Annotated in this window: 20 protein-coding genes and 1 pseudogene; 13 read left to right on the plus strand and 8 right to left on the minus strand. The window is 69.6% G+C overall.

The features are described from left to right. Both A5702_RS26195 and A5702_RS05850 read left to right on the plus strand, forming a co-directional pair. Nucleotides 1-80 (plus strand): annotated as a pseudogene (locus A5702_RS26195) (bacterioferritin); the annotation flags it as partial. 402 nt (nucleotides 81-482) lie between these two features. Further along, nucleotides 483-668 carry a bacterioferritin-associated ferredoxin gene (locus tag A5702_RS05850; protein ID WP_055405246.1) on the plus strand — a complete coding sequence of 62 codons (186 nt, stop codon included), beginning with the start codon at nucleotides 483-485 and terminating at the stop codon, nucleotides 666-668. 6 nt (nucleotides 669-674) lie between these two features. Here A5702_RS05850 and A5702_RS05855 read toward each other — a convergent pair whose 3' ends face one another. The 4 genes from A5702_RS05855 to A5702_RS05870 are packed head-to-tail and all read right to left on the minus strand — an operon-like array spanning nucleotide 675 to nucleotide 3,565. Then, nucleotides 675-1,424 carry an enoyl-CoA hydratase/isomerase family protein gene (locus tag A5702_RS05855; RefSeq protein WP_068219002.1) on the minus strand — a complete coding sequence of 250 codons (750 nt, stop codon included), beginning with the start codon at nucleotides 1,422-1,424 and terminating at the stop codon, nucleotides 675-677. 18 nt (nucleotides 1,425-1,442) lie between these two features. Continuing rightward, nucleotides 1,443-1,886 (minus strand): TIGR03618 family F420-dependent PPOX class oxidoreductase, encoded by a 444-nt coding sequence (locus tag A5702_RS05860; protein WP_068219005.1) that lies wholly within the window; start codon nucleotides 1,884-1,886, stop codon nucleotides 1,443-1,445. Further along, nucleotides 1,883-2,593 (minus strand): EthD domain-containing protein, encoded by a 711-nt coding sequence (locus tag A5702_RS05865; protein ID WP_068219008.1) that lies wholly within the window; start codon nucleotides 2,591-2,593, stop codon nucleotides 1,883-1,885. The genes A5702_RS05860 and A5702_RS05865 overlap by 4 nt, the downstream gene beginning before the upstream one ends. A gap of 36 nt (nucleotides 2,594-2,629) precedes the next feature. Next, nucleotides 2,630-3,565, minus strand: coding sequence for a hydrogen peroxide-inducible genes activator (locus A5702_RS05870; protein WP_068219012.1), 936 nt, complete (start codon nucleotides 3,563-3,565; stop codon nucleotides 2,630-2,632). Between the two features lie 100 nt (nucleotides 3,566-3,665). On the opposite strand from A5702_RS05870, the gene A5702_RS05875 reads away from it, so the two are divergent. From A5702_RS05875 to A5702_RS05885, 3 genes are read left to right on the plus strand one after another with little or no spacing between them, the layout of a single operon-like run. Then, on the plus strand, nucleotides 3,666-4,253 hold the full coding sequence (locus A5702_RS05875; protein WP_067895315.1) for a peroxiredoxin: 588 nt from the start codon (nucleotides 3,666-3,668) through the stop codon (nucleotides 4,251-4,253). 27 nt (nucleotides 4,254-4,280) lie between these two features. Further along, entirely contained in the window at nucleotides 4,281-4,817 is a 537-nt protein-coding gene (locus A5702_RS05880) for an alkyl hydroperoxide reductase (RefSeq protein ID WP_068219016.1), read from the plus strand. Continuing rightward, a complete protein-coding gene (locus A5702_RS05885) occupies nucleotides 4,817-6,097 on the plus strand; it encodes an alpha-amylase family protein (RefSeq protein WP_068219019.1) in 1,281 nt (426 codons plus the stop codon). The genes A5702_RS05880 and A5702_RS05885 overlap by 1 nt, the downstream gene beginning before the upstream one ends. Here the strand turns inward: A5702_RS05885 and A5702_RS05890 are convergent. Then, entirely contained in the window at nucleotides 6,083-6,520 is a 438-nt protein-coding gene (locus tag A5702_RS05890) for a DUF1810 domain-containing protein (RefSeq protein WP_055405254.1), read from the minus strand. The two genes, A5702_RS05885 and A5702_RS05890, sit on opposite strands and share 15 nt — an antisense overlap. 18 nt (nucleotides 6,521-6,538) lie before the next feature. On the opposite strand from A5702_RS05890, the gene A5702_RS05895 reads away from it, so the two are divergent. From A5702_RS05895 to A5702_RS05930, 8 genes are all read left to right on the plus strand, one after another. After that, nucleotides 6,539-7,780 carry an alpha-hydroxy acid oxidase gene (locus tag A5702_RS05895; RefSeq protein ID WP_068219021.1) on the plus strand — a complete coding sequence of 414 codons (1,242 nt, stop codon included), beginning with the start codon at nucleotides 6,539-6,541 and terminating at the stop codon, nucleotides 7,778-7,780. A gap of 120 nt (nucleotides 7,781-7,900) precedes the next feature. Beyond that, nucleotides 7,901-10,222 (plus strand): endopeptidase La, encoded by a 2,322-nt coding sequence (gene lon / locus A5702_RS05900; protein ID WP_068219024.1) that lies wholly within the window; start codon nucleotides 7,901-7,903, stop codon nucleotides 10,220-10,222. Between the two features lie 66 nt (nucleotides 10,223-10,288). Next, a complete protein-coding gene (locus A5702_RS05905) occupies nucleotides 10,289-10,777 on the plus strand; it encodes a hypothetical protein (RefSeq protein ID WP_068219027.1) in 489 nt (162 codons plus the stop codon). Between the two features lie 150 nt (nucleotides 10,778-10,927). Next, the gene (locus A5702_RS05910; RefSeq protein WP_068219030.1) at nucleotides 10,928-11,413 is read left to right on the plus strand and encodes a hypothetical protein; all 486 of its coding nucleotides are present in this window, start codon (nucleotides 10,928-10,930) and stop codon (nucleotides 11,411-11,413) included. Nucleotides 11,414-11,505: 92 nt separating this feature from the next. After that, complete coding sequence (locus A5702_RS05915) at nucleotides 11,506-11,883, plus strand: nitroreductase family deazaflavin-dependent oxidoreductase (protein ID WP_068219033.1); 378 nt, start codon at nucleotides 11,506-11,508, stop codon at nucleotides 11,881-11,883. A 10-nt stretch (nucleotides 11,884-11,893) separates the two neighbouring features. Beyond that, entirely contained in the window at nucleotides 11,894-12,226 is a 333-nt protein-coding gene (locus A5702_RS05920) for a TfoX/Sxy family protein (protein WP_068219036.1), read from the plus strand. A 43-nt stretch (nucleotides 12,227-12,269) separates the two neighbouring features. After that, nucleotides 12,270-12,905, plus strand: a complete 636-nt coding sequence (locus A5702_RS05925) for an endonuclease (RefSeq protein WP_068219039.1) — start codon at nucleotides 12,270-12,272, stop codon at nucleotides 12,903-12,905. Beyond that, nucleotides 12,902-13,627, plus strand: a complete 726-nt coding sequence (locus A5702_RS05930) for a DUF72 domain-containing protein (RefSeq protein ID WP_068219042.1) — start codon at nucleotides 12,902-12,904, stop codon at nucleotides 13,625-13,627. Before A5702_RS05925 ends, A5702_RS05930 begins: the two co-directional genes overlap by 4 nt. On the opposite strand, the gene A5702_RS05935 is transcribed toward A5702_RS05930, so the two are convergent. The 3 genes from A5702_RS05935 to A5702_RS05945 all read right to left on the minus strand — a co-directional run bounded on the left by A5702_RS05935 (nucleotide 13,624) and on the right by A5702_RS05945 (nucleotide 19,781). Further along, the gene (locus A5702_RS05935) at nucleotides 13,624-15,735 is read right to left on the minus strand and encodes a hypothetical protein (RefSeq protein ID WP_068219045.1); all 2,112 of its coding nucleotides are present in this window, start codon (nucleotides 15,733-15,735) and stop codon (nucleotides 13,624-13,626) included. The genes A5702_RS05930 and A5702_RS05935 overlap by 4 nt on opposite strands. Before the next feature lie 109 nt (nucleotides 15,736-15,844). Further along, on the minus strand, nucleotides 15,845-17,329 hold the full coding sequence (locus A5702_RS05940) for an acetyl-CoA acetyltransferase (protein WP_068219048.1): 1,485 nt from the start codon (nucleotides 17,327-17,329) through the stop codon (nucleotides 15,845-15,847). Between the two features lie 58 nt (nucleotides 17,330-17,387). After that, nucleotides 17,388-19,781, minus strand: a complete 2,394-nt coding sequence (locus tag A5702_RS05945; RefSeq protein ID WP_369817872.1) for a CaiB/BaiF CoA transferase family protein — start codon at nucleotides 19,779-19,781, stop codon at nucleotides 17,388-17,390. Nucleotides 19,782-19,844 lie beyond the last annotated feature (63 nt).

Genomic DNA, 19,844 nt, shown 5'->3' on the forward strand with positions numbered 1-19,844 from the left:
CGGCGAGCTCACCGCGATCAACCAATATTTCCTGCACTCGAAGATGCAGGACAACTGGGGGTTCACCGAGCTCGCCGGTCAGCTGCTCGTTCAGCAGGCGCAAAACATCCGGATCGCCTTGCATCTTCACTCCCCTACGGTGACGGTGTAAACGGTGGCCGTTCTAGGCGCCGGGCCGGGCGCGCTGGGCTGAGCGCACCATGCCGGGCCGTAACCGCACTTTGCCACGGCCGGTGGCAATCTTCCAGCAAGGTATGGCTGTGCTCAGTGTGTGTCTCGCGGAAACTCCGTGGCCCACGTTGCTGGCGGGTAAGGTTAGACTGCGCTAACGAAGTTAGGTTAGACTCAACTAATAAGGCTGTCGGTTCGGCACTTGTTTCGGGATTCCCGCTGACGCGGGATGCCGAGAGGGAGGACGAAGTGCGGTCGCGTGGCCACGCCGTCGACGAAGGGAATGTCGCCCGCATGCAGGGGATGCGCTGATGTACGTGTGCCTCTGTGTCGGCGTGACGAACCACACGGTGTCCGAGGTGGTCGCGCGCGGCGCCTCCACCTCGAAAGAGGTCATGGCCGCGTGCGGGGCCGGGGGCGACTGCGGACGGTGCAGGCGGACGCTGCGGGCGATCATCGCCGCGTCGGCGAACCTCGAGGCCGCCCCGTCGCGGTAGCCGGCGTCAGCGTTTGTTGAAATCCGCCAGGGCGGCGGCGTTCGCCTGGGCGCCCATCAACTCGGCGAAGTGAGCGTTTTCCCGCGCGGTGGCCGCCGCGATCTCCGGACGAACGGGTTCCATCATCGTGTGCTTGACCGCCATCAGGCTCGAAATGGGCCGGCTGGCAAGGACTTCGGCGTGCCGGCGGGCCTCGGGCAACAGGTCATCCGGCTCGCAGACCCGCCAGACCAGGCCCATGCGGAGCGCCTCGTCGGCGTCGACCCATTCCGAGGACATCAACAGCCAGGCGGCGTTCTGCCGGCCCACCAGCTGCGGAAGCAGGTAGGACGACGCCGCTTCCGGCGCCACCCCCAGGCTGGTGAACGGGCACTTCAGCCGGGCCGTCGACGACATGAACGCCAGATCGGCGTAGCCCAGGATCGTGGCGCCGATGCCCACGCCGACCCCATTGACCGCGCAGATCAGTGGTTTGGGGAACGCGCTGAGCGCGTTGATCAGCCCGATGAAGCCATGCTTGCCCGGGGTGAAAGCCGGATCGGTGATGCGGGCCTGCATCTCGGCGAGATCGGTTCCGGCGCTGAAGCCGCGACCCGCGCCGGTCAGCAGCACCACGGCGACCTCGGGATCCTCGGCGGCGGCCAGCAGCGCTTCCGTGGTGGCGTCGTAGAGGGCTTCGTCGAATGCGTTCAACGCCTCGGGCCGGTTGAGCGTGAGGGTGCGCACCCGCTTGTCGTCATCGATCTGCAGCGTCACCGCTGCAGCGTAACCAGGTCAGCCGTTGCTGTAGACGCGGGTGGGCGCGATCAGCACGACGGCGCGGCGCTCCCGCGCCATCACCCGGTCGTACTCCTCCCAGTCGTCGTGCGTGCCCCCGGCGGCGGTGAAGACGTCGCGCAGCAACAGCCGCAACTGGTCCTGAGCGGGCAACCAGGGCTGCGCGTCGTCCGGACCGACCAGCTCCGCGCGGCCCTCGACCGTCGCCCACTGCCAGCCGTTGCGGAAGGTGATCGCCAGCTGCGGCCGCGCCCGCAGGTTCGCCAACTTGACCTTGCCGTAGGTGGTGAAGCCCAGCACCTCCTGCCCGGTTTCCGGGTGCGGCAACAGGCCGACGTTGACCAGCGAGGCCTGCACCGTTCCGTCGGCGCGGACGGTGGAAACGACCGCCAGGCCGTGTTCCGCCGCGGCCAACGCCACGGCGTCGCGCAGAGTTGTCATGTGGCTTCCTCGATGAACGGTGTCTTGAAGACGTAGCGGCTGGTGGGGACGGTGTCGATGTTCTCGTTGGCGCCGAACGCCGTGGTACTCGCGACCATTCGGCCCAACCGGTCGTGCAGATCGTTGTCGTCGGCGGCACCGAAGAACGCCTTGAGATCGGTGATCGCCTCCGTCGGGAACAACTCCTCGACGATGCCCGCGATTCCCGGTGCGTCCGGGGTGAGGGTCCGCACCACCCAGTTCTGCGTGTAGCCGAAGGTGGACTGCGTCTCGATGGCCACCGAGGTGTGATAGCGCTGCCACCGGGTCAGCCAGCTCGCCTGGTCCAGCCCGGCCGGCTGGCGCAGCAGCGCAATGTTAGCCAAACCGGTTGTGCGAGAACCCGATTCGGATGCGGGCGCTTTCAGCGGCACGGATTCGGTCACCAGGTACGCGGCGAGTTGTTCGCATTCGGTGCCCAGCAGGGCCAGGGCCGCCGTCATCTGCTCGCCGTAGCACTGCTGCGTCCACATGCTCACCACCGCCCCGACGGGCGGGTCCAGCGTCGTCAGCGTCATCAGTGAGTGGCGCACCGCGTCGTCGCGCACGTTGACCGACAGCCCCGGCAGGCCCAGCTCCAACAGGGCGCTGGCGACGGGGCCGCGCTGGCGGGCGCACCACTTCTCGTCCGAATCGGCACGCATGAGCACGGCGATGACCTTCTCCATAGGCAGAACCTACTGCCCGGCCCGCGCCCCGCCGCCCTATTTGACCAGGCGCACTTGATGTTGGCTGCGGATCACGGTGCCGATGATCCCGGCCAGCTGCCGGTAGGACTCGTCGCGGCCGCTCGACGAGCGGTACACCAGGCCGATGCGCCGTCCGGGGCGGGGCGCGGCGAACTGCGCCAGCCCGAGGCGGCTTCGCGTCGCCTCGACCGGCACCGCGCTCTGCGGGATCAGCGTCACGCCCAGACCGCCGGTCACGCACTGCACCGCGGTGGCCAGCGAGGCCGCCCGGGTATTGGCCAGCTCCGCGCGCACGCCCGCCTTATGGCACACCTCGAGCGCCTGGTCGCGCAGGCAGTGCCCCTCGTCCAGCAGCAGCAGCGGCAGGTCGGCCAGTGCCGTCGCCGGTACCCGGCGCTGTCCCGACAGCGGATGCCCGGGCGGCAACGCCAGCACGAAGTCCTCGTCGTAGATCGGGATCGCGGTGACACCGCGGGCGTCGGCCGGCAGCGCAAGGAGCGCCGCGTCGAGCGCGCCCTCGCGCAGTATCGTCAGCAGCCGCTCGGTCTGGTCTTCCGTCACCCGCAACGTCATCGCCGGGAAGCGTTCGGCGAGGCCGGCCAGCACGGTGGGCAGCACGTACGGCGCCACCGTGGGGATCAGTCCCAGCCGCATCCCGGCGCGCAGCGGATCGGCCGAGCCGGCGGCCGCGGCGGTGAACGCGTCGGCCGCGTCGACGACGGCCTGGGCGCGCGGAAGCAGCTCCGCGCCCTCCGCGGTCAACAGGACACGCCGGGTCGAGCGCTCGATGAGCTGGGTGCCGAGCCCGGTTTCCAGCGCCGCCAGCGCCTGGGACAACGTGGACTGGCTGACGCCGAGACCGGCTGCGGCGCCGCTGAATTGACGTTTCTCGGCGATCGCGACAAACGCGCGCAGGCCGGCGATCGTCGGCTGATAACTCCTATCGGGCATGCCTATAAGTGTAGTGGGAAATATCACCTTTACTTTAGGTAAGGAAAGCGGGCACCATGGCAGGGACGGCTAATCTTGAGTAAATCCAAAAAGGAGCGACATGCCTCTGCTGACCATCGGCGACCAATTCCCCGCCTACGAGCTCACTGCGCTGATCGCGGGCGACCTGTCCAAGGTCGATGCGAAGCAGCCCGAGGACTACTTCACCACCATCACCAACGAGGACCACGAAGGCAAGTGGCGCGTTGTGTTCTTCTGGCCCAAGGACTTCACCTTCGTGTGCCCGACCGAGATTGCCGCCTTCGGCAAGCTCAACGACGAGTTCGCCGACCGCGACGCGCAGGTGCTCGGCGTCTCGATCGACAGCGAGTTCGTCCACTTCAACTGGCGGGCCCAGCACGAGGACCTGAAGAAGCTGCCGTTCCCGATGCTGTCCGACATCAAGCGCGAGCTGAGCCTGGCCACCGGCGTTCTCAACGCCGACGGCGTCGCCGACCGCGCGACCTTCCTGGTGGATCCCAACAACGAGATCCAATTCGTTTCGGTCACCGCGGGTTCCGTGGGCCGCAACGTGGAAGAAGTGCTGCGGGTCCTCGACGCGCTGCAGTCCGACGAGCTGTGCGCCTGCAACTGGCGCAAGGGCGACCCGACGCTCGACGCCACCGAGCTGCTCAAGGCTTCGGCCTAATCACTAGGGTTTGATCAGGGAGGCGAGATGAGCGTAGAAAACCTCAAGGAAGCGCTGCCCGAGTACGCCAAGGACCTCAAGCTCAACCTGGGCTCCATCACGCGCACTACGGAGCTGAACGAGGAACAGCTGTGGGGCACCCTGCTGGCGAGCGCCGCGGCGACCCGCAACACCGAGGTGATCACCCAGATCGGTGCCGAGGCGGCCGATCTCTTGTCGGCCGAGGCGTACAACGCCGCCCTGGGCGCCGCCTCGATCATGGCGATGAACAACGTGTTCTACCGCGGCCGTGGCTTCCTCGACGGGAAGTACGACGACCTGCGGGCGGGCCTGCGGATGAACATCATCGCCAATCCCGGTGTGGACAAGGCGAACTTCGAGCTGTGGTGCTTCGCGGTGTCCTCGATCAACGGCTGCCCGGACTGCGTGGCAGCCCACGAGCACACGCTGCGCGAGGCGGGCGTCAGCCGGGAGACCATCCAGGAGGCGCTGAAGGCCGCGGCCATCGTCGCCGGCGTGGCGCAAGCGATCGTCGCCTCCCAGACGCTGGCTGCCGTCGGCTAGTGACGGCTCCAGCCTGGGTAGAACACGCGATCTGGTGGCAGGTCTATCCGCTGGGGTTCGTCGGCGCGTTTCCCGCGTCGGACGGGCCGCCGCAGCCGGGCGAACACCGGCTGCGGCGGCTCGTCGACTGGTTCGACCACGCGATCGCGCTGGGCGCTTCGGGCATTGCGCTGGGGCCGATATTCGCCTCGCGCACACACGGTTACGACACCACCGACCACTACCGCATCGATCCCCGGCTCGGTGACGACGCCGATTTCGACCACCTCGTCGCCGAGGCTCACCGCCGCGGGCTGCGCATCCTGCTCGACGGCGTGTTCAACCACGTCGGCGTGGACTTCCCCCGCTACCGCGACGGGGCACCGGGGTGGTTCAGCGGCGGAACGTTCGAGGGCCACTCCGAGCTGATCACGCTCAACCACGACAACCCCGAGGTCGCCGACTACACCGTGGACGTGATGGCGCACTGGCTGGGCCGCGGCGCCGACGGCTGGCGCCTGGACGCGGCTTACACGGTGCCCGAACGGTTTTGGGCGGCCACGCTGCCGCGGGTGCGCGAGCGGTTCGGAGACTCCTGGTTCGTCGGCGAGCTCATTCACGGCGACTACGCCGCGGTAGTGCGCGCCGCCACGTTCGACTCGGCCACCCAGTACGAGCTGTGGAAGGCGATCTGGAGCGGCCTCAACGACGGCAACTTCTTCGAGCTGGACTGGGCGTTGCAGCGGCACGCCGAGTTTCTCGCCGGCTTCACGCCCCTGACCTTCATCGGCAACCACGACGTCACCCGCATCGCCAGCCGGCTCGAACGCCCCGAGCACGTGGCGCACGCGCTGGTGATCCTGCTGACCGTCGGTGGCGTGCCCAGCGTGTACGCGGGCGACGAGCTGGGATTCCGCGGGGTCAAGGAGGAGCGCTACGGCGGCGACGACGCGGTGCGGCCCGAGTTCGCTTCTCCCCCATTGCAATTGGATGATTTCGGGGCGGAAATGTGGGCCCTGCACCAATTCCTGGTCGGGCTACGTCGTCGCCACCCGTGGCTGCACCGGGCGACGACGAGCGCGCTGCGGCTGCAAAACCGGCACTACGTGTACGAGACCCGCAGCGGCGACGACGCGCTGCTGGTCGCGCTCAACATCGGCGAGGAGCCGATGCGCGTGGCGCTGACGGAGCTGGGCGCGGGACACCGGCGGGTCATCGGCGGATCGGCGGCCCCACCGCAGGAGGTCGTCGACGCGGTGGTGGTCGAGCCGCACGGCTGGCGGATTCTAGGCCCGGCCTAGCCGCTTCAGCGTCAGCTCATCCTGCTGCCCGCCGTAATACTTCTCGAGCAGCGCGACGAACTCCCCGTTCTCGTCGGTCGCCAAGGCGAACAGCGTCATCGACGAACGCAGCTTCAGGTCGTCCGGCGAGCCGAAGATCTCGCCGGCCGAGCGGCCCCGCACCTGGTTGACCAGGCGGGCGCACTCGCGCAATCGCGGCCCGAGCAGCTCGTGGGCCAGGTAGGCCCGCGCCTCGTCCAGCGACGAGATGCCGTAGTGCACCGCGGTCGGGCTGCCGCCCAGGCCGCGCAATTGCGGGAAGACGAACCACATCCAGTGGCTGCGTTTTCGGCCGGCGCGCAGCTCGTCCACCACGGTGCGGTACACCGGGGCCTGCGCGTCGACGAAGCGCTCCAGGTCGAAGGGGTCGCTGCGCGCGTCCATGTGACTACGGTTGCACATATGCCGGTCCGACGACGAGTGCCCAGGGTGCGCGATCTGGCGCCGCTGATCCAGTTCAAGCGACCGCAGTTCGACGCCACCAGGCGCCGCCTCGACGCCGCGTACACCATCGAAGACCTGCGGCGGATCGCCAAACGGCGCACCCCCAAGGCGGCGTTCGACTACACCGACGGCGCGGCCGAGGACGAGATCTCGCTTTCGCGCGCTCGACAAGCCTTCCGCGACATCGAGTTTCACCCGACGATTCTGCGGGACGTCACCAACGTCACCGCCGGCTGGAACGTGCTGGGTCAACCCGTCGTCCTGCCGTTCGCGATCGCGCCCACCGGCTTCACCCGGTTGATGCACACCGAGGGCGAGATCGCCGGCGCGGGGGCGGCGGCCCGGGCCGGCATTCCGTTCTCGCTGTCCACGCTCGGCACCTGTTCGATCGAGGACCTCGTCACCGCTGTTCCCCAGGGCAGGAAGTGGTTTCAGCTCTACATGTGGCGCGACCGGGAACGCTCGATGGCGCTGGTGCGCCGCGCGGCCGACGCGGGTTTCGACACCCTGCTGGCCACCGTCGACGTCCCGGTGTCCGGGGCCCGGTTGCGGGACAACCGCAACGGGATGACGATCCCGCCGACGCTGACGCTGCGCACCGTGCTGGATGCCGTGCCGCACCCGAAGTGGTGGTTCGACCTCTTGACCACCGAGCCGTTGGCGTTCGCGTCGCTGGACCGCTGGCCCGGCACCGTCTCCGAGTACCTCTCCACCATGTTCGACCCGAGCCTCACCTTCGACGACCTGGACTGGATCAAGGCCCAATGGCCGGGCAAGTTGGTCGTCAAGGGCATCCAGACACTCGAGGACGCGCGCGCGGTCGTCGAGCGCGGCGTCGACGGCGTCGTGTTGTCGAATCACGGCGGACGCCAACTGGATCGGGCCCCGGTGCCCTTCCACCTGTTGCCCGTGGTCGCCCGCGAGCTGGGCAAGGACACCGAGATCCTGGTGGACACGGGGATCATGTCCGGCGCCGACATCGTGGCGGCGATCGCCCTCGGTGCGCGGTGCACGCTCGTCGGGCGGGCCTACCTGTACGGGCTGATGGCCGGCGGCCAGCCCGGCGTCACCCGCGCGATCGAGATCCTCGCCGACGGCGTGATCCGGACGATGCGGCTGCTGGGCGTCACCTGCCTCGAAGAGCTTTCGCCCACGCACGTGACGCAACTGCGGCGGCTGGGCCCGGTTTCGCCCGCGTGACGCCAGCGTGGCGCTCGGCGGCTGGTGCCGCGCTGGCGTGACGCTCGTAGCGAAATCCCCCCGGGAACAAACCGGCGCCGGGCTGGGTTGAGCGCATCAGACTCAGTTTTTGGAGGATTGATGGCTGAAGCCAAATCGGTGCCGGTGCTGTTTGTCACCGACACCATCGTGTTGCCCGGAATGGTCGTTCCGATCGCGCTCGACGATGCCGCTCGGGCGGCGATCGACGCCGCCCAGGCGAGCGAGTCGGGGCAGCTGCTGATCGCGCCCCGGCTCGACGACCGCTACCCCTCGCACGGCGTGATCGCGAAGATTTTGCAGGTCGGACGCATCGCCGGCGGCGGCACCGCGGCCGTCGTGCGCGGGGAGCGCCGGGCGCAGATCGGGACGGGAGCCTCCGGGCCGGGCGCGGCGCTGTGGGTCGAGGTGACCGAGGTCCCCGACGTCGAGACGACCGACGAGGTCAAGGCGCTGACCGCCGAGTACAAGAAGCTGCTGCTGGCCATGCTGCAACGGCGCGAGGCCTGGGAAATCGTCGACTACGTCAACAGGCTGACCGACCCGTCGGCCCTGGCCGACACCTCGGGGTATGCGTCGTACCTGTCCAGCGAGCAGAAGCGGCAGCTGGTCGAGACCGTCGACGTCGCCGAACGGTTGCGCGTGCTGATCGACTGGACCAGTTCCCACCTCGCCGAGGTCGAGGTCAACGACAAGATCGCCGAGGACGTCCGCGAGGGCATGGAGAAGACGCAGAAGGAGTTCCTGCTGCGCCAACAGCTGGCCGCCATCCGCAAGGAACTCGGCGAGGGCGAGCCCGACGGATCCGACGATTACCGGGCCCGCGTGGAGGCCGCCGACCTGCCCGAAAAGGTGCGCGAGGCCGCGCTGCGCGAGGTCGGCAAGCTGGAACGCTCCAGTGACCAGAGCCCGGAGAGCGGCTGGATCCGCACCTGGCTGGACACGGTCCTCGACCTGCCCTGGAACGTCCGGACCGAGGACTCGACGGACCTGAAGGCCGCGCGCGGCGTCCTGGACGCCGATCACCACGGGCTGGACGACGTCAAGGACCGCATCGTCGAATACCTGGCCGTGCGGGCCCGCCGCGCCCAGCGGGGGCTGCAGGTGGTGGGCGGCCGCGGCTCGGGCGCGGTGATGGTGCTGGCCGGTCCCCCCGGCGTCGGCAAGACGTCGCTGGGTGAGAGCGTCGCGCGGGCGCTGGGCCGCAAGTTCGTGCGCGTCGCCCTGGGCGGTGTGCGCGACGAGGCCGAGATCCGCGGGCACCGGCGCACCTATGTGGGCGCGTTGCCCGGCCGGATCGTGCGCGCCATCGGTGAGGCGGGAACGATGAATCCCGTTGTGCTGCTGGACGAAATCGACAAGGTCGGTTCGGACTATCGGGGCGACCCGAGCGCCGCGCTGCTGGAGGTCCTCGACCCGGCGCAGAACCACACGTTCCGCGATCACTACCTGGACTTGGACCTGGACCTGTCGGACGTGGTGTTCCTGGCCACCGCCAACGTGATCGAGAACATCCCGTCGGCGCTGCTGGACCGCATGGAGCTGGTGGCTATCGACGGCTACACCGAGGACGACAAGGTCGCGATCGCGCGGGACTACCTGCTGCCCCGGCAGCGGGAGCGGGCGGCGCTGACCGAGGACGAGGTCACGCTGACCGACGCCGCGCTGCGCAAGATCGCCGCCGACTACACCCGGGAACCCGGTGTGCGACAGTTCGAGCGGCTGCTGGCCAAGGCGCTGCGCAAGGTCACCACCAAGCTGGCGGACGATTCCGGGCCGATCACCATCGACGAGCCGGATCTGGTTGACTACCTTGGCCGCCCGCGGTTCACGCCGGAGTCGGCCGAACGCACGGCGGTGCCGGGCGTGGCCACCGGCCTGGCCGTCACCGGGCTGGGTGGCGACGTGCTCTACATCGAAGCCGGTTCAACCGAGGGCGAACCCGGCCTGCAGCTGACCGGTCAGCTGGGTGACGTCATGAAGGAGTCGGCGCAGATCGCGCTGTCCTACGTGCGCTCCCACGCCGCGGAGTTGGGGGTCGATCCGAAGGCCCTCGACCGGCGCATCCACGTCCATGTGCCCGCCGGCGCGGTGCCCAAGGATGGCCCGTCGGCCGGTGTCACCATGGTGACCGCCCTGGTGTCGATGGCCACCGGACGCCAGGTGCGCTCCGACGTGGGCATGACCGGCGAGGTCACGCTGAACGGTCGGGTATTGCCGATCGGCGGCGTCAAGCAGAAACTGCTCGCCGCGCAAAGAGCCGGCCTGTCAACGGTTTTCATCCCGGCGCGCAACGAGCCCGACCTGGACGACGTGCCCGCCGAGGTGCTCGACGCGCTGGACGTCAAGCCGATGACCGACGTCGCCGACATCGTCGCGCAGGCTCTCGAACCGGTGGTCGGGACAGCCACGGCCGCTGCCTGACGCAAGCGTGGCCGGGATGCGCAGCAAACTCGCTCGCATCCCGGCCAAGCGCGTTAAGGTCCGTGGATGGCCGTGATCCTGCGCAGATTGCTCCGCATCGGCAAGCTTCCCGCTGACATGCGGGCGGAGGTGGAACCGGAAGGCATTGTCCTGCTCGCCGAGTACGTCCCCGCCACTTTCCGATTCAGCGGCTCGGTGCCGGGATTCGTCGCCAAGGGAAACATCCGCAGCTATGTCGGCTCCCTGGTGCTCACGTCCCAGCGGGTGCTCGGCACGCTCTCGACGGTGCCCAAGCTCGCGGGACGGGCCATCGACCAGCGCTGGGATGCGCCGCAGGAGGGCCCCGTGCAAGCCGAGCTGTCGCCGAACGGGCTTGTGCTCACCGCCGACGTCGGCAACATCGATCCCGCGTTCTCCGGACGCCTGTCACTGCACTACAAGACGGCGATACCGGAGCCCGTGCTGACCACCATTCCGCGCAGGTCACTCGCGTTCTCGGTTCCCCGCGAATGGGTGTTGCGTGCCGTGGGCGTGCCGGCGCCGCGGCCTGCGTAGGACGGAAGAAGGTTTCCGACATCCATCGCTCGGGTATCTGGGTGGTTGGAGGTTCGACTGCCCGATGAGGGCGGTGGGGTGAGCGAATCACCAAGTCAACCGCTTGAGCTGCACTAAGCGGCCCAAACTGCTCGACAAGGGGGTTCACTGATGAATCTGAGCAAAATCGCAGCCGGCACACTCATGGCCGGAACCATCACGTCCGCGGCGTTCGGAATTGGCGCCGGTATCGCACAAGCAGACCCGCACGGCCCGAACGTGCCGAACCCGAACATTCCGGGTCCGAACGTTCCGGGCGGCGACCGGGACGACCTGCCGGGCCAGCACGTGCCCGGGCAGCCGATCTGTAACCCGGGTGGGCCGCGCGTCAACTGCAACGGACCGGGCAGCCCGCTTCCCCCGGGACACGACGGTTTCCCGCCGCCGGGGCACTACAACGACCCGGGTCGCTACGGCCTCCCGGCCACGTGGGTGCCGCCGGTGGGTGACCCGGACGGAACCCAGCTTCCGGTCGTCTTCAACCCGGATCTGGGCCAGTGGGGCGTCCAGACGTCTACCGGATTCCAGGCGTACACGCCCGTCGGCGGGGTGAACGCCGGCGGCGGCGTCAACGGCGGGATCAACCCGGGGACCTAGAGAACGGCGTAACGAGGCAGCCGCCCCCGCAAGGGGGCGGCTGTTTCATTTGCACGGTGACACGGCCGGCGGGCGCGGCGTTGAATGGACCCGTGACTCTCAAACGCCAAGTGGTCCACCGCGTGCAGCGGCTGCTCGTCAATCCGGTAGGCCGGCAGATGCCGGGAATCAGCCTGGAAACCACCGGCCGCAAGAGCGTCAAGCCGCGGCGCACCGCCGTCGGCGGGCGGCTGGTCGGCAATCAGTTCTGGATGGTCTCCGAGCATGGCGAACACTCCGACTATGTCCGCAACATCAAGGCCAATCCCGCCGTCCGGGTGCGCATCGGTGGCCAATGGCGCAGCGGCACTGCGCATCTGCTGCCCGATGACGACCCGCTGCAGCGGCTCGGTAACCTGCCGCGGCTCAACAGCGCGGTGGTGCGCCTGATGGGCAGCGACCTGCTGACCATCCGGGTGGACCTGGACTGACGCACCGCCCGTGGCCTACGACGAAAGCCTGGCGAAAGAAATCCGCGAGCTTGTCGCCGCCGAACGCGGCGTCGAAGAGAAACGCATGTTCGGCGGCCTCGCCTTCCTGATCAACGGCAACATGTCCGTGGCCGTCAGCGGCCAGGGCGGCCTCCTGGTCCGGGTGCCGCAGGACGAATTCGACAAGGTGGTGCAGCGCGCCCACGTCAGCCCGATGGTGATGGCGGGCCGCGACGTCCGTGGCTGGGTTCGGGTGGAGCCCGCCGGGGTGCGGACCAAACGGCAACTCCAGGCCTGGGTGTCGCGCGGGGTCGGCTACGCGCGCAGCCTGCCGCCCAAGTGACCGCCGCCGTTTGCTGGGGCCGGGCGCGGGTACGTCATCGGGTATGCCCGAACCTGCGCGACTGGTGCGACGGCTGCTCGAGGTTGCCGCAACCACCTATGCCGCCGAGGCGCGAATCAGGCTCAGCGACAAGCCGATCCCGCTGTTTCAGCTGCTGGTCGTCTGCATGCTTGCCAGCAAGCCGATCGATGCGGGCATCGCCATGGCCGCCGGACGGGAACTCTTCAAAGCCGGCCTGCGCACCCCCCGGGCGGTGCTGGCCTCGGACCGGCCGGCAATGATCGACGCCTTCGGGCGCGCCCACTACGTGCGCTACGACGAAAGCTCGGCCACCCGGCTCACCGACATGGCCGAACGGGTGCGCGACGAATACGGCGGCGATTTACGGCAACTCGCCGATCGCAGCCAGCACGACGTCGCAGCCGCAAAGCGTTTGCTCAAGGGATTCAAGGGGATTGGCGACACCGGCGCCGACATCTACCTGCGCGAGGCGCAGGACGTGTGGACCTGGGTGCGGCCGTACTTCGACGACCGGGCTATTGCCGCGGCCAGGCAACTGGGCCTGCCCACCCAGCCGGCAAAGCTGGGAGCCCTTGCGCCGCAGGCCAATGCGCGGCTGGCCGCGGCACTGATCAGGGTCTCGCTGGACGACGACGTGCGCCGGCAGGTGACCGGTTGACCGTACGGATCGGTACCTCGGGATGGTCCTACAACCACTGGGCGGACGTTCTTTACCCGCCCGGCCTGCCCGTGGCGCGCCGGTTGGCCCGCTACGTGGAGGTGTTCGACACCGTCGAGCTGAACGCGAGTTTCTATCGCTGGCCGAAGGATTCGACGTTCGCGGGCTGGCGCGACCGGCTCCCGGACGGCTTCAAGATGTCGGTCAAGGCCCATCGAGGGCTGACGCACTACCGCCGCCTGGCCTCGCCCGAGCCGTGGATCGAGCGCTTCGTGCGCTGTTGGGACCTGCTGGGTGATCGCCGCGGGGTGCTGCTGGTGCAGCTGCATCCCGAGCAGCAGCGCGACGACGCGCGCCTGGACGCTTTTCTGGCCGGCGTGCCGGAGTCGATCCGGGTCGCCATGGAGCTGCGCCATCCGTCCTGGAACGACGCGGGCGTCTTCGAGTTGCTGGAACGCCGGCGCGCCGCCTACGTGGTGATGAGCGGCGCCGGGTTGGCGTGCGTGCCGCGGGCCACCACCGACCTGGTGTACGTCCGCATGCACGGCCCGGATCAGGACGCGATCTACGCCGGCTCCTATTCGAACGACGAGCTGTGGCGCTGGGCCGACCGGATCGCCGCCTGGAGCGACGACGGCAAAGACGTGTGGATGTATTTCAACAACGACCTGGGCGGCCACGCGGTGCGCAACGCGCTCTACCTGCGCGAACTCCTCGGTTAATCGGGGGCCTGCTCGACGGGAGCCCACGTCCCGTCGATGACGTCGGGCGGGCGCTGCACCTGCAACCGTTCCCGTTCGGCGCGGCGGCGTTTGATCCGCAGCCGGGCGTCTGTCGGCATGGTGACCAGCTCGTCACAGGTCAGGTAGTAGACGTCCTCCACCACGTCGATCAGGTCGGCGGCCACGCGGCGAGATCCCAGCTCCCGCAACGTCATCCGCAGTTGATGAGTGAACCGCAGCGTGGTGTCGTGGGCGAGTTCTCGCGAGTCGCGGGCATTGGTGGTCAGCCGCCGGGACAGCGTCGCCGACGGCGGTTCGGTCGACGCGGCGGCGGACACCGCGGCCGCCCCCGCGGCCGTCAACAGCAGCGCCGGGTCGTCGGCGTAGGTGCGGCTGGCCAGCTCGGCTTCCCCGGGCCCACGATGCGCCAGCCGGGCGACGGCGGCGTCCACCGCCGCGGCGGTGGCCGGAGACAGCGCGCGGATGCTGTCGAGGTTGCCCTCCTGGGCCAGCGCGCACAGCGGCGGGTCGGCCCGCAGCACCGCCGCCAGCTGGTCGGTCCCGGCCGCGACGCGCGTGCTTTCCATGATCATGTCCACCCCAGGCACACCGCGCGCCTCCTTGCTGCGCTCCAGCGCCGCCGCGGTGACGCCGGTGTCGATCAGCCACAACGCGGTGAGGATCCAGCCTTGATGAATCCGGTCCCGCAGCAGGCGAATTCGGACTTCCAGGCCGGCGTCGGGCAGCGACGCAAGCTGTGTGGCGTCGAGCTGTTCGGCGTCGGCGGCGGCGCTGTAGGCCCCGGTGTCGGACTTCAGGTGGCGCAGCAGCGCCAGCGACCGCCCCGCCACGACGGCCTTGGCGATGTACCCGAGGGCGCCGCCCGCCAGCGCGGGCTCACCGAACGGCAGGGGGTCTCCGACGTGCGGCCGGCCCGCCAGCGCGTTACGGGCGACCGCATCCTGGTCCCAGCCGGGCAGCTGGGCCGCGGCGACCATGTTGACCGACACCCCGACGTAGGCCCGGTGGCCGAACACCGCGATGGCCCTGTTGCCCCACTCGTCGCCCGTCACGCCGCCCAGCGCCAGCACGTGACTCAGCACCCCATTCGCCGCGCGCAATCCGCTCAACTGGACGTCCAGCGTGATGGGGGTGAGCGGCCCGGGCAGCGCCTCGGCGAGGTTGGCCGCGCTGAAAATGGGGAAGCGCGGATCGATCCGGTCGTCGAATTCGCCCTCGACGCCCTCGGGTGCCGCGCTGTGCTCCTCCGCCGAAGGTGGCAAACGGGGGGCGACCTCGACCGGGATCGCCAGTTGGCGCCCGTGGCCGGTGGCGCCCGCGGGGCCGATCTGGCGGCCGACAAGGCCGCGGGCGGTGTCGGCCACGGCCTCGAGTGCCTGCCAGCCAAACTTGAACGACCAATCCTCTTGCGCCGCAGCGATATCCATGTCCGGAACGAGCCGTGCCCAGCTGCGCACCCGATTCAGCCGGGACCGTGGATCGGCGGATCGCAGCATCCGCCACGCGGTGATCATGTTGACCGTGTCCGGCGAGGCCAGGTCGACCACGCCGGTGCGGTCGGAGTCCAGCGACGAGACCAGGAAGCGCACCAAGTCGTCGATGTGCAGCACGCGCATCGGTTGCGCCGACACCTTCGTGCGCAGCAGCGTGGCCACGGTGCGGCACACCATCCAGTCGAGCTGGCGCCCGACCGGTGGGGCGATGCGGATGACCAAGCTGGGCCCCCAACTGGTGGACACGAGCTCCTCGGCGGGCCGGTACAGCTCGGGCCGCCCGGCGGCCTGGGACACGAACAGCAACCGGTCGCCGGCCCGGGCGGCCACGTCGGTCACATGGGCCAGCAGGTCGATGTCGGCGCTGCCGGGTGCGGTGGTGTCGACCGGGGCCAGGTGGATGACCGCGTCGGCTTCCTCGGCCATCTCCCGCAAGACCGGGTGGCGCAGCGGTGCGCAAACAAACTCGACGTTGCCGTCCAGGCATGGGTGGGGACGCCCAGCAATGCCGCTCACCGTGTGCCCGGCAGCGATCAGCTGCCGTGCGACCAGCCGCCCGAGCGCGCCGGTGGCGTCGGTAACCAGGATCTGCACCTCGGCTCACCTCCCCCGACCTCAAGCTAAACAATAGGCAAGACGGCATGACCTAGCGACCGTTATCGGGCAAACGGCGCCCCGAACTGGCGGGATCGCCGCGGCCGGGTTACTGCAGCGTGGCGCTGCCGTCGTCGGCGACGACAACCTTGGCGCCGCCGATGTCTTCGCGCACGGTGGCCTGCGCCTGCGCGGTGTCGCTGATCACGGCGAGGGTGCGCGACCCGTCCGGCGTGCGCACGGCCAGATACGCCTTCTCGGGTCGGCCGTCGCGGTCGAACGGAGTGGTCCAGGCTTCCACGGTGCCGACGCCCTCCCAGTCCACCAAGCCCTCCCGGGTGGGCTCGCGGTCAACCGCCGGTTGCGCGTCTTCCCAACGGAATTCGGCGGGCGGCTCCGTGCCGTACACGCCGAAGCTGTGCTTGGTCAGGTAGCCGCCGTTGGCCGTGATCAGGCCGCGGCGCCCAGGATGGGCCGCCAGCAACTCCGCCATGGTGGCGATGGAGTGCATCACGTAGTTGCTCCAGGGTCCGCCTGCGAACGTCAGCCCCCCGGTGACCGTGAGCGGGCGGGCCGGATCGTCGACCGGCAGGCCCAGTTCGGCCGCCGCCACCTGAACGGCCGAGGGAAAGCACGAGTAGAGGTCGACATGGGCGACCTCGTCGATGCCCAGGCCGGCGAGTTCCAGCGCCCGGCGGCCGGCGATCCGGATCGCCGGCGAACGGTGCAACTCGTCGCGCTCCGCGATGGCCGAGGTGTCGTGCGCGTCGGTGCCCGCGTGCGGGTAGACCCAGCGGTCGGCCGGAATCCGCAGGCGCCGAGCCTGTTCCACCGACGCCAAGACCAGCGCGGCGCCCTGGTCGACCATGTTGTTGGAGTTCATCAGCTTGGTGTACGGCCAGCTGATCATCCGGTTCTGCGGTCCGGGCTCGCAGATCTCCTCTGCGGTCACCGGTTTGCGGATCCACGCGTACGGGTTGTCGATCGCGACGGCGTTGAAACGGGCCCACAGTTCGCCGATGCGCCGCCGGTGGTCGTCGACCGACTCGCCGCCGGCGATCCGCAGCGCCTGCTCGAACAACGGGTAGACGTAGGCCGGCCGGTCCAACCTGATCCTGATCTCCGCATCCCCGGCCATCGGCACGTCGTCGCCGCTCACCTCGGCCATGGGGACGGAGTCGTCCTGGACGGTCCACTCGAGTTTGGCGCCCTTGGCCCGCAGGCCCCGGCGGGTGCGCCAGGTCTCGGCGCCGGCGAGCAGCACCACCTGCGCCCGGCCCCGCTGGATGTCCAGGCATGCCTGGTTGACCAGCGACTGCGGCACGTTGCCGCCGACGGGGCTGTACAGCGTGGTGAAGTCGGTGGCACCGATCCGCTGCCCGAGCAGCAGCCCCGGATCGCGGTAGTGCGCCGACAGAATGTTCACCACGCGGATGGAGTCGACGGCCTCGATCACCCGCGCATCGGCGGCCTGCCGGGCCGCGGCCACCATCAGGTCCACCGGTTCGACGGACCGCCGCCCGGGGTCGATCTCGTCGCGGTGGTTGACCTGGCCATACCCGATCAGCACCGGTGTCCTGGGGTCCACCTTCATACGAACGAACTTAGCGTGGCTATCGGTCCAGGCGACCGCGGGCGGGATCGGCCGATGGTCAGGGCGGCCCGAACAGCACGCCCTCGCCGACGAGCCGGTCGATCTCCTGGGGGCCCATGCCGAGCAGCCTTCGGCAGATCTCGACGGTGTCCTGGCCCGGCACGGGTGCCGGGCGCTGCGGCGCGCGCGGGATGTGCTGAAAGGGCGCCGGGCCCGTCTCCGCCGGCAGCGCGCGTTCGACGAGCGGATGCGTCATCTGCGCATACAGCTTCCGCTCGACCAGCTGCGGGTCCTCCAGGACGTCGGGCGGGCGGTTCATCGGTCCGGCCGCGACCCCGGAGGACTGCAGCAGTTGGGCGGCCCGTTCCGGGGTGCGCGTCCGGGTCCAGGCCGACACCAGCTCGACCAGCTCTCGCCGGTTCGCCAGCCGCGCCTCGCCGGTGCCGAAGCGTGGGTCGTCGGCCCACTCGGGGTGGTGGAAAACGCTTGCCGCGCAACGCCATTCATCGTCCGAGCCGATCGAAATGACGCACCATTCGTCGTCGCCGGCACACGGATAGACGGCGTGCAGGCTGGTGTCGTCGGCGATCCTCGGGATGCCCGCGGCCTGCGCGGCCTGGGTGACGTACAGGGTGTCGAGCTGGTTGACCACGGCCTCGGCCTGCGAGATGTGCACGTGCGACCCGCCGCCCGTCCGGTGCCGGTGGATCAGCGCGGCCAGCGCCGCGATGGCGGTGATCCGCCCGACCACGTGGTCGGGAAAGATCGTCGTCGCGTCGTAGAAGGCGTGCCGCGCGGCCCCGTCGTGGCTGTCCGGATCGTCAGTCGTCCACAGCCGGGTGACGCCGGTCGCCGCGCGGACCAGCGGCCCGTATCCCATGCGGGTGCTCCACGGGCCCGCCTCGCCGTAGGCGCTGCTCTCGGCCAGCACGATCCGCGGGTTCAGGCCGCGCAGGTTGTCGTAGGAAAAGCCAAGCGCGGCAAGCGTTCCCGGCTTGAAGTTGGCGAAGACGGCGTCGGACTCCGCGGCCAGCCGGGCGAAGATGTCCTGGCCGGCCGGGCTGCGCAGGTCCAGGCCCATCGCCAGGTGGTTGCGGTGTGTCCAGGCGAACGACTCGCTCATCGCCTCGCCGACGCGGGCCTGCCGAAGTCCGTCCGGGTACTGCGCGCTCTCGATCTTGATCACCTCGGCGCCCAGGTCGCCGAACAGCCGGCTCAACTCGCCGCCGGCGACGATGATGCCCAGGTCCAGGATGCGAAGGCCCGCAAAGGGATACTCGCCGACCCGGCCGGAGGGTGAGGACACCACCGCCGGATTCCCGCGCCAGCCCGGCCCGTCCCGCCCGGCGGCCGGGGCCGGGCTGCGGAAGCCCGCGTGCCGCCCGTCGGCGACGAAATATCCGGTCGGCACGCTGACGCGGACGCCCGGGACGAGTTCGGCGTCGGTGATGGCGCCGACGGCCGCGAAGTGCTCGGAGCTCATCGCCCACGACGGCGTGAGCACCGCGGCGATGGGAACGCCGTGGGCCTGCCCCGCGGTGACCAGATCCTTCATGGTCTGCCCGGCGAACAGCGCCTGGACCAACTCGCTGATCTGTGGCCACGCCGCGAAGCGCGCGCCGATCACGTCGTATTTCGGGTCCTGGAAATCCTCCGGCTCGCCCAGCCATCGCCGCAGCCCCCGCCACTGACGAGGCGCCATCACGCACAGCCGGACGTAACCGTCCTGACACGCATAGATCGGGTAGGCGTCCTGGTTCTTCGGGCGGCCCCGCCACTGGCCGGTGCGGCGGATGCCGGCGGCGACCTGTCCGTGCGCGCCGAACGCCGGGTCGAGCGACATGACCACGGCGTCGAATCGCGAGAAGTCAATGTATTCGCCGGTGCCGCAACGCAATCGGTTGTAGTAGGCGACCAGGGTTGCCCAGGCCGCCTGGACGGCCGCCGTGGCCGACGCGATACCGTCCGGCGGCAACACCGGCGTCCCGGTGGTGGGACCCGACCGCGACAGCGAGCCACCCATCGCGTACAGCACCGCATCGGTGGCCCGCCACAGCGAGCGCGGCCCCGTCGCGCCGAAGTCGGTGATCGACAGCACCACGAGGTGGGGGTGCTGGGCGGCCAGCTCCTCGACCGAGGTCCCGAACGTGGGGGCCTCCCCGTAGAAGCCGTCGTCCACGACGATGTCGGCCTGCGCCGCGAGGTCGAGGAACACCCCGCAGTCGTCCTCGTCGAACGGGTCCAGCACCACGCTGCGCTTGTTCGCGTTGTGCACGGCGAACGGGATGCTGGCGCCGGCGATCGTGGGCGGGGTATCGCGGGCGGGGCTGCCGGTCGGGGGTTCGACCTTGAGCACGTCGGCGCCCAGGTCGGCGAACAGGCGCGTCACCGCGTCGCCGTTGCCGCTCGACAGGTCGAGGACGCGCACGGCGTCGAGCAACCCGTCGGCCATCAGCACACCGTACCCGCAGGTGCGGGGCCCGGCCGGTCGACCGTTGGACGCCAGCCAAAAAGC

The sequence above is a fragment of the Mycobacterium sp. E3339 genome, assembly GCF_001666915.1.
Taxonomy (GTDB): domain Bacteria; phylum Actinomycetota; class Actinomycetes; order Mycobacteriales; family Mycobacteriaceae; genus Mycobacterium.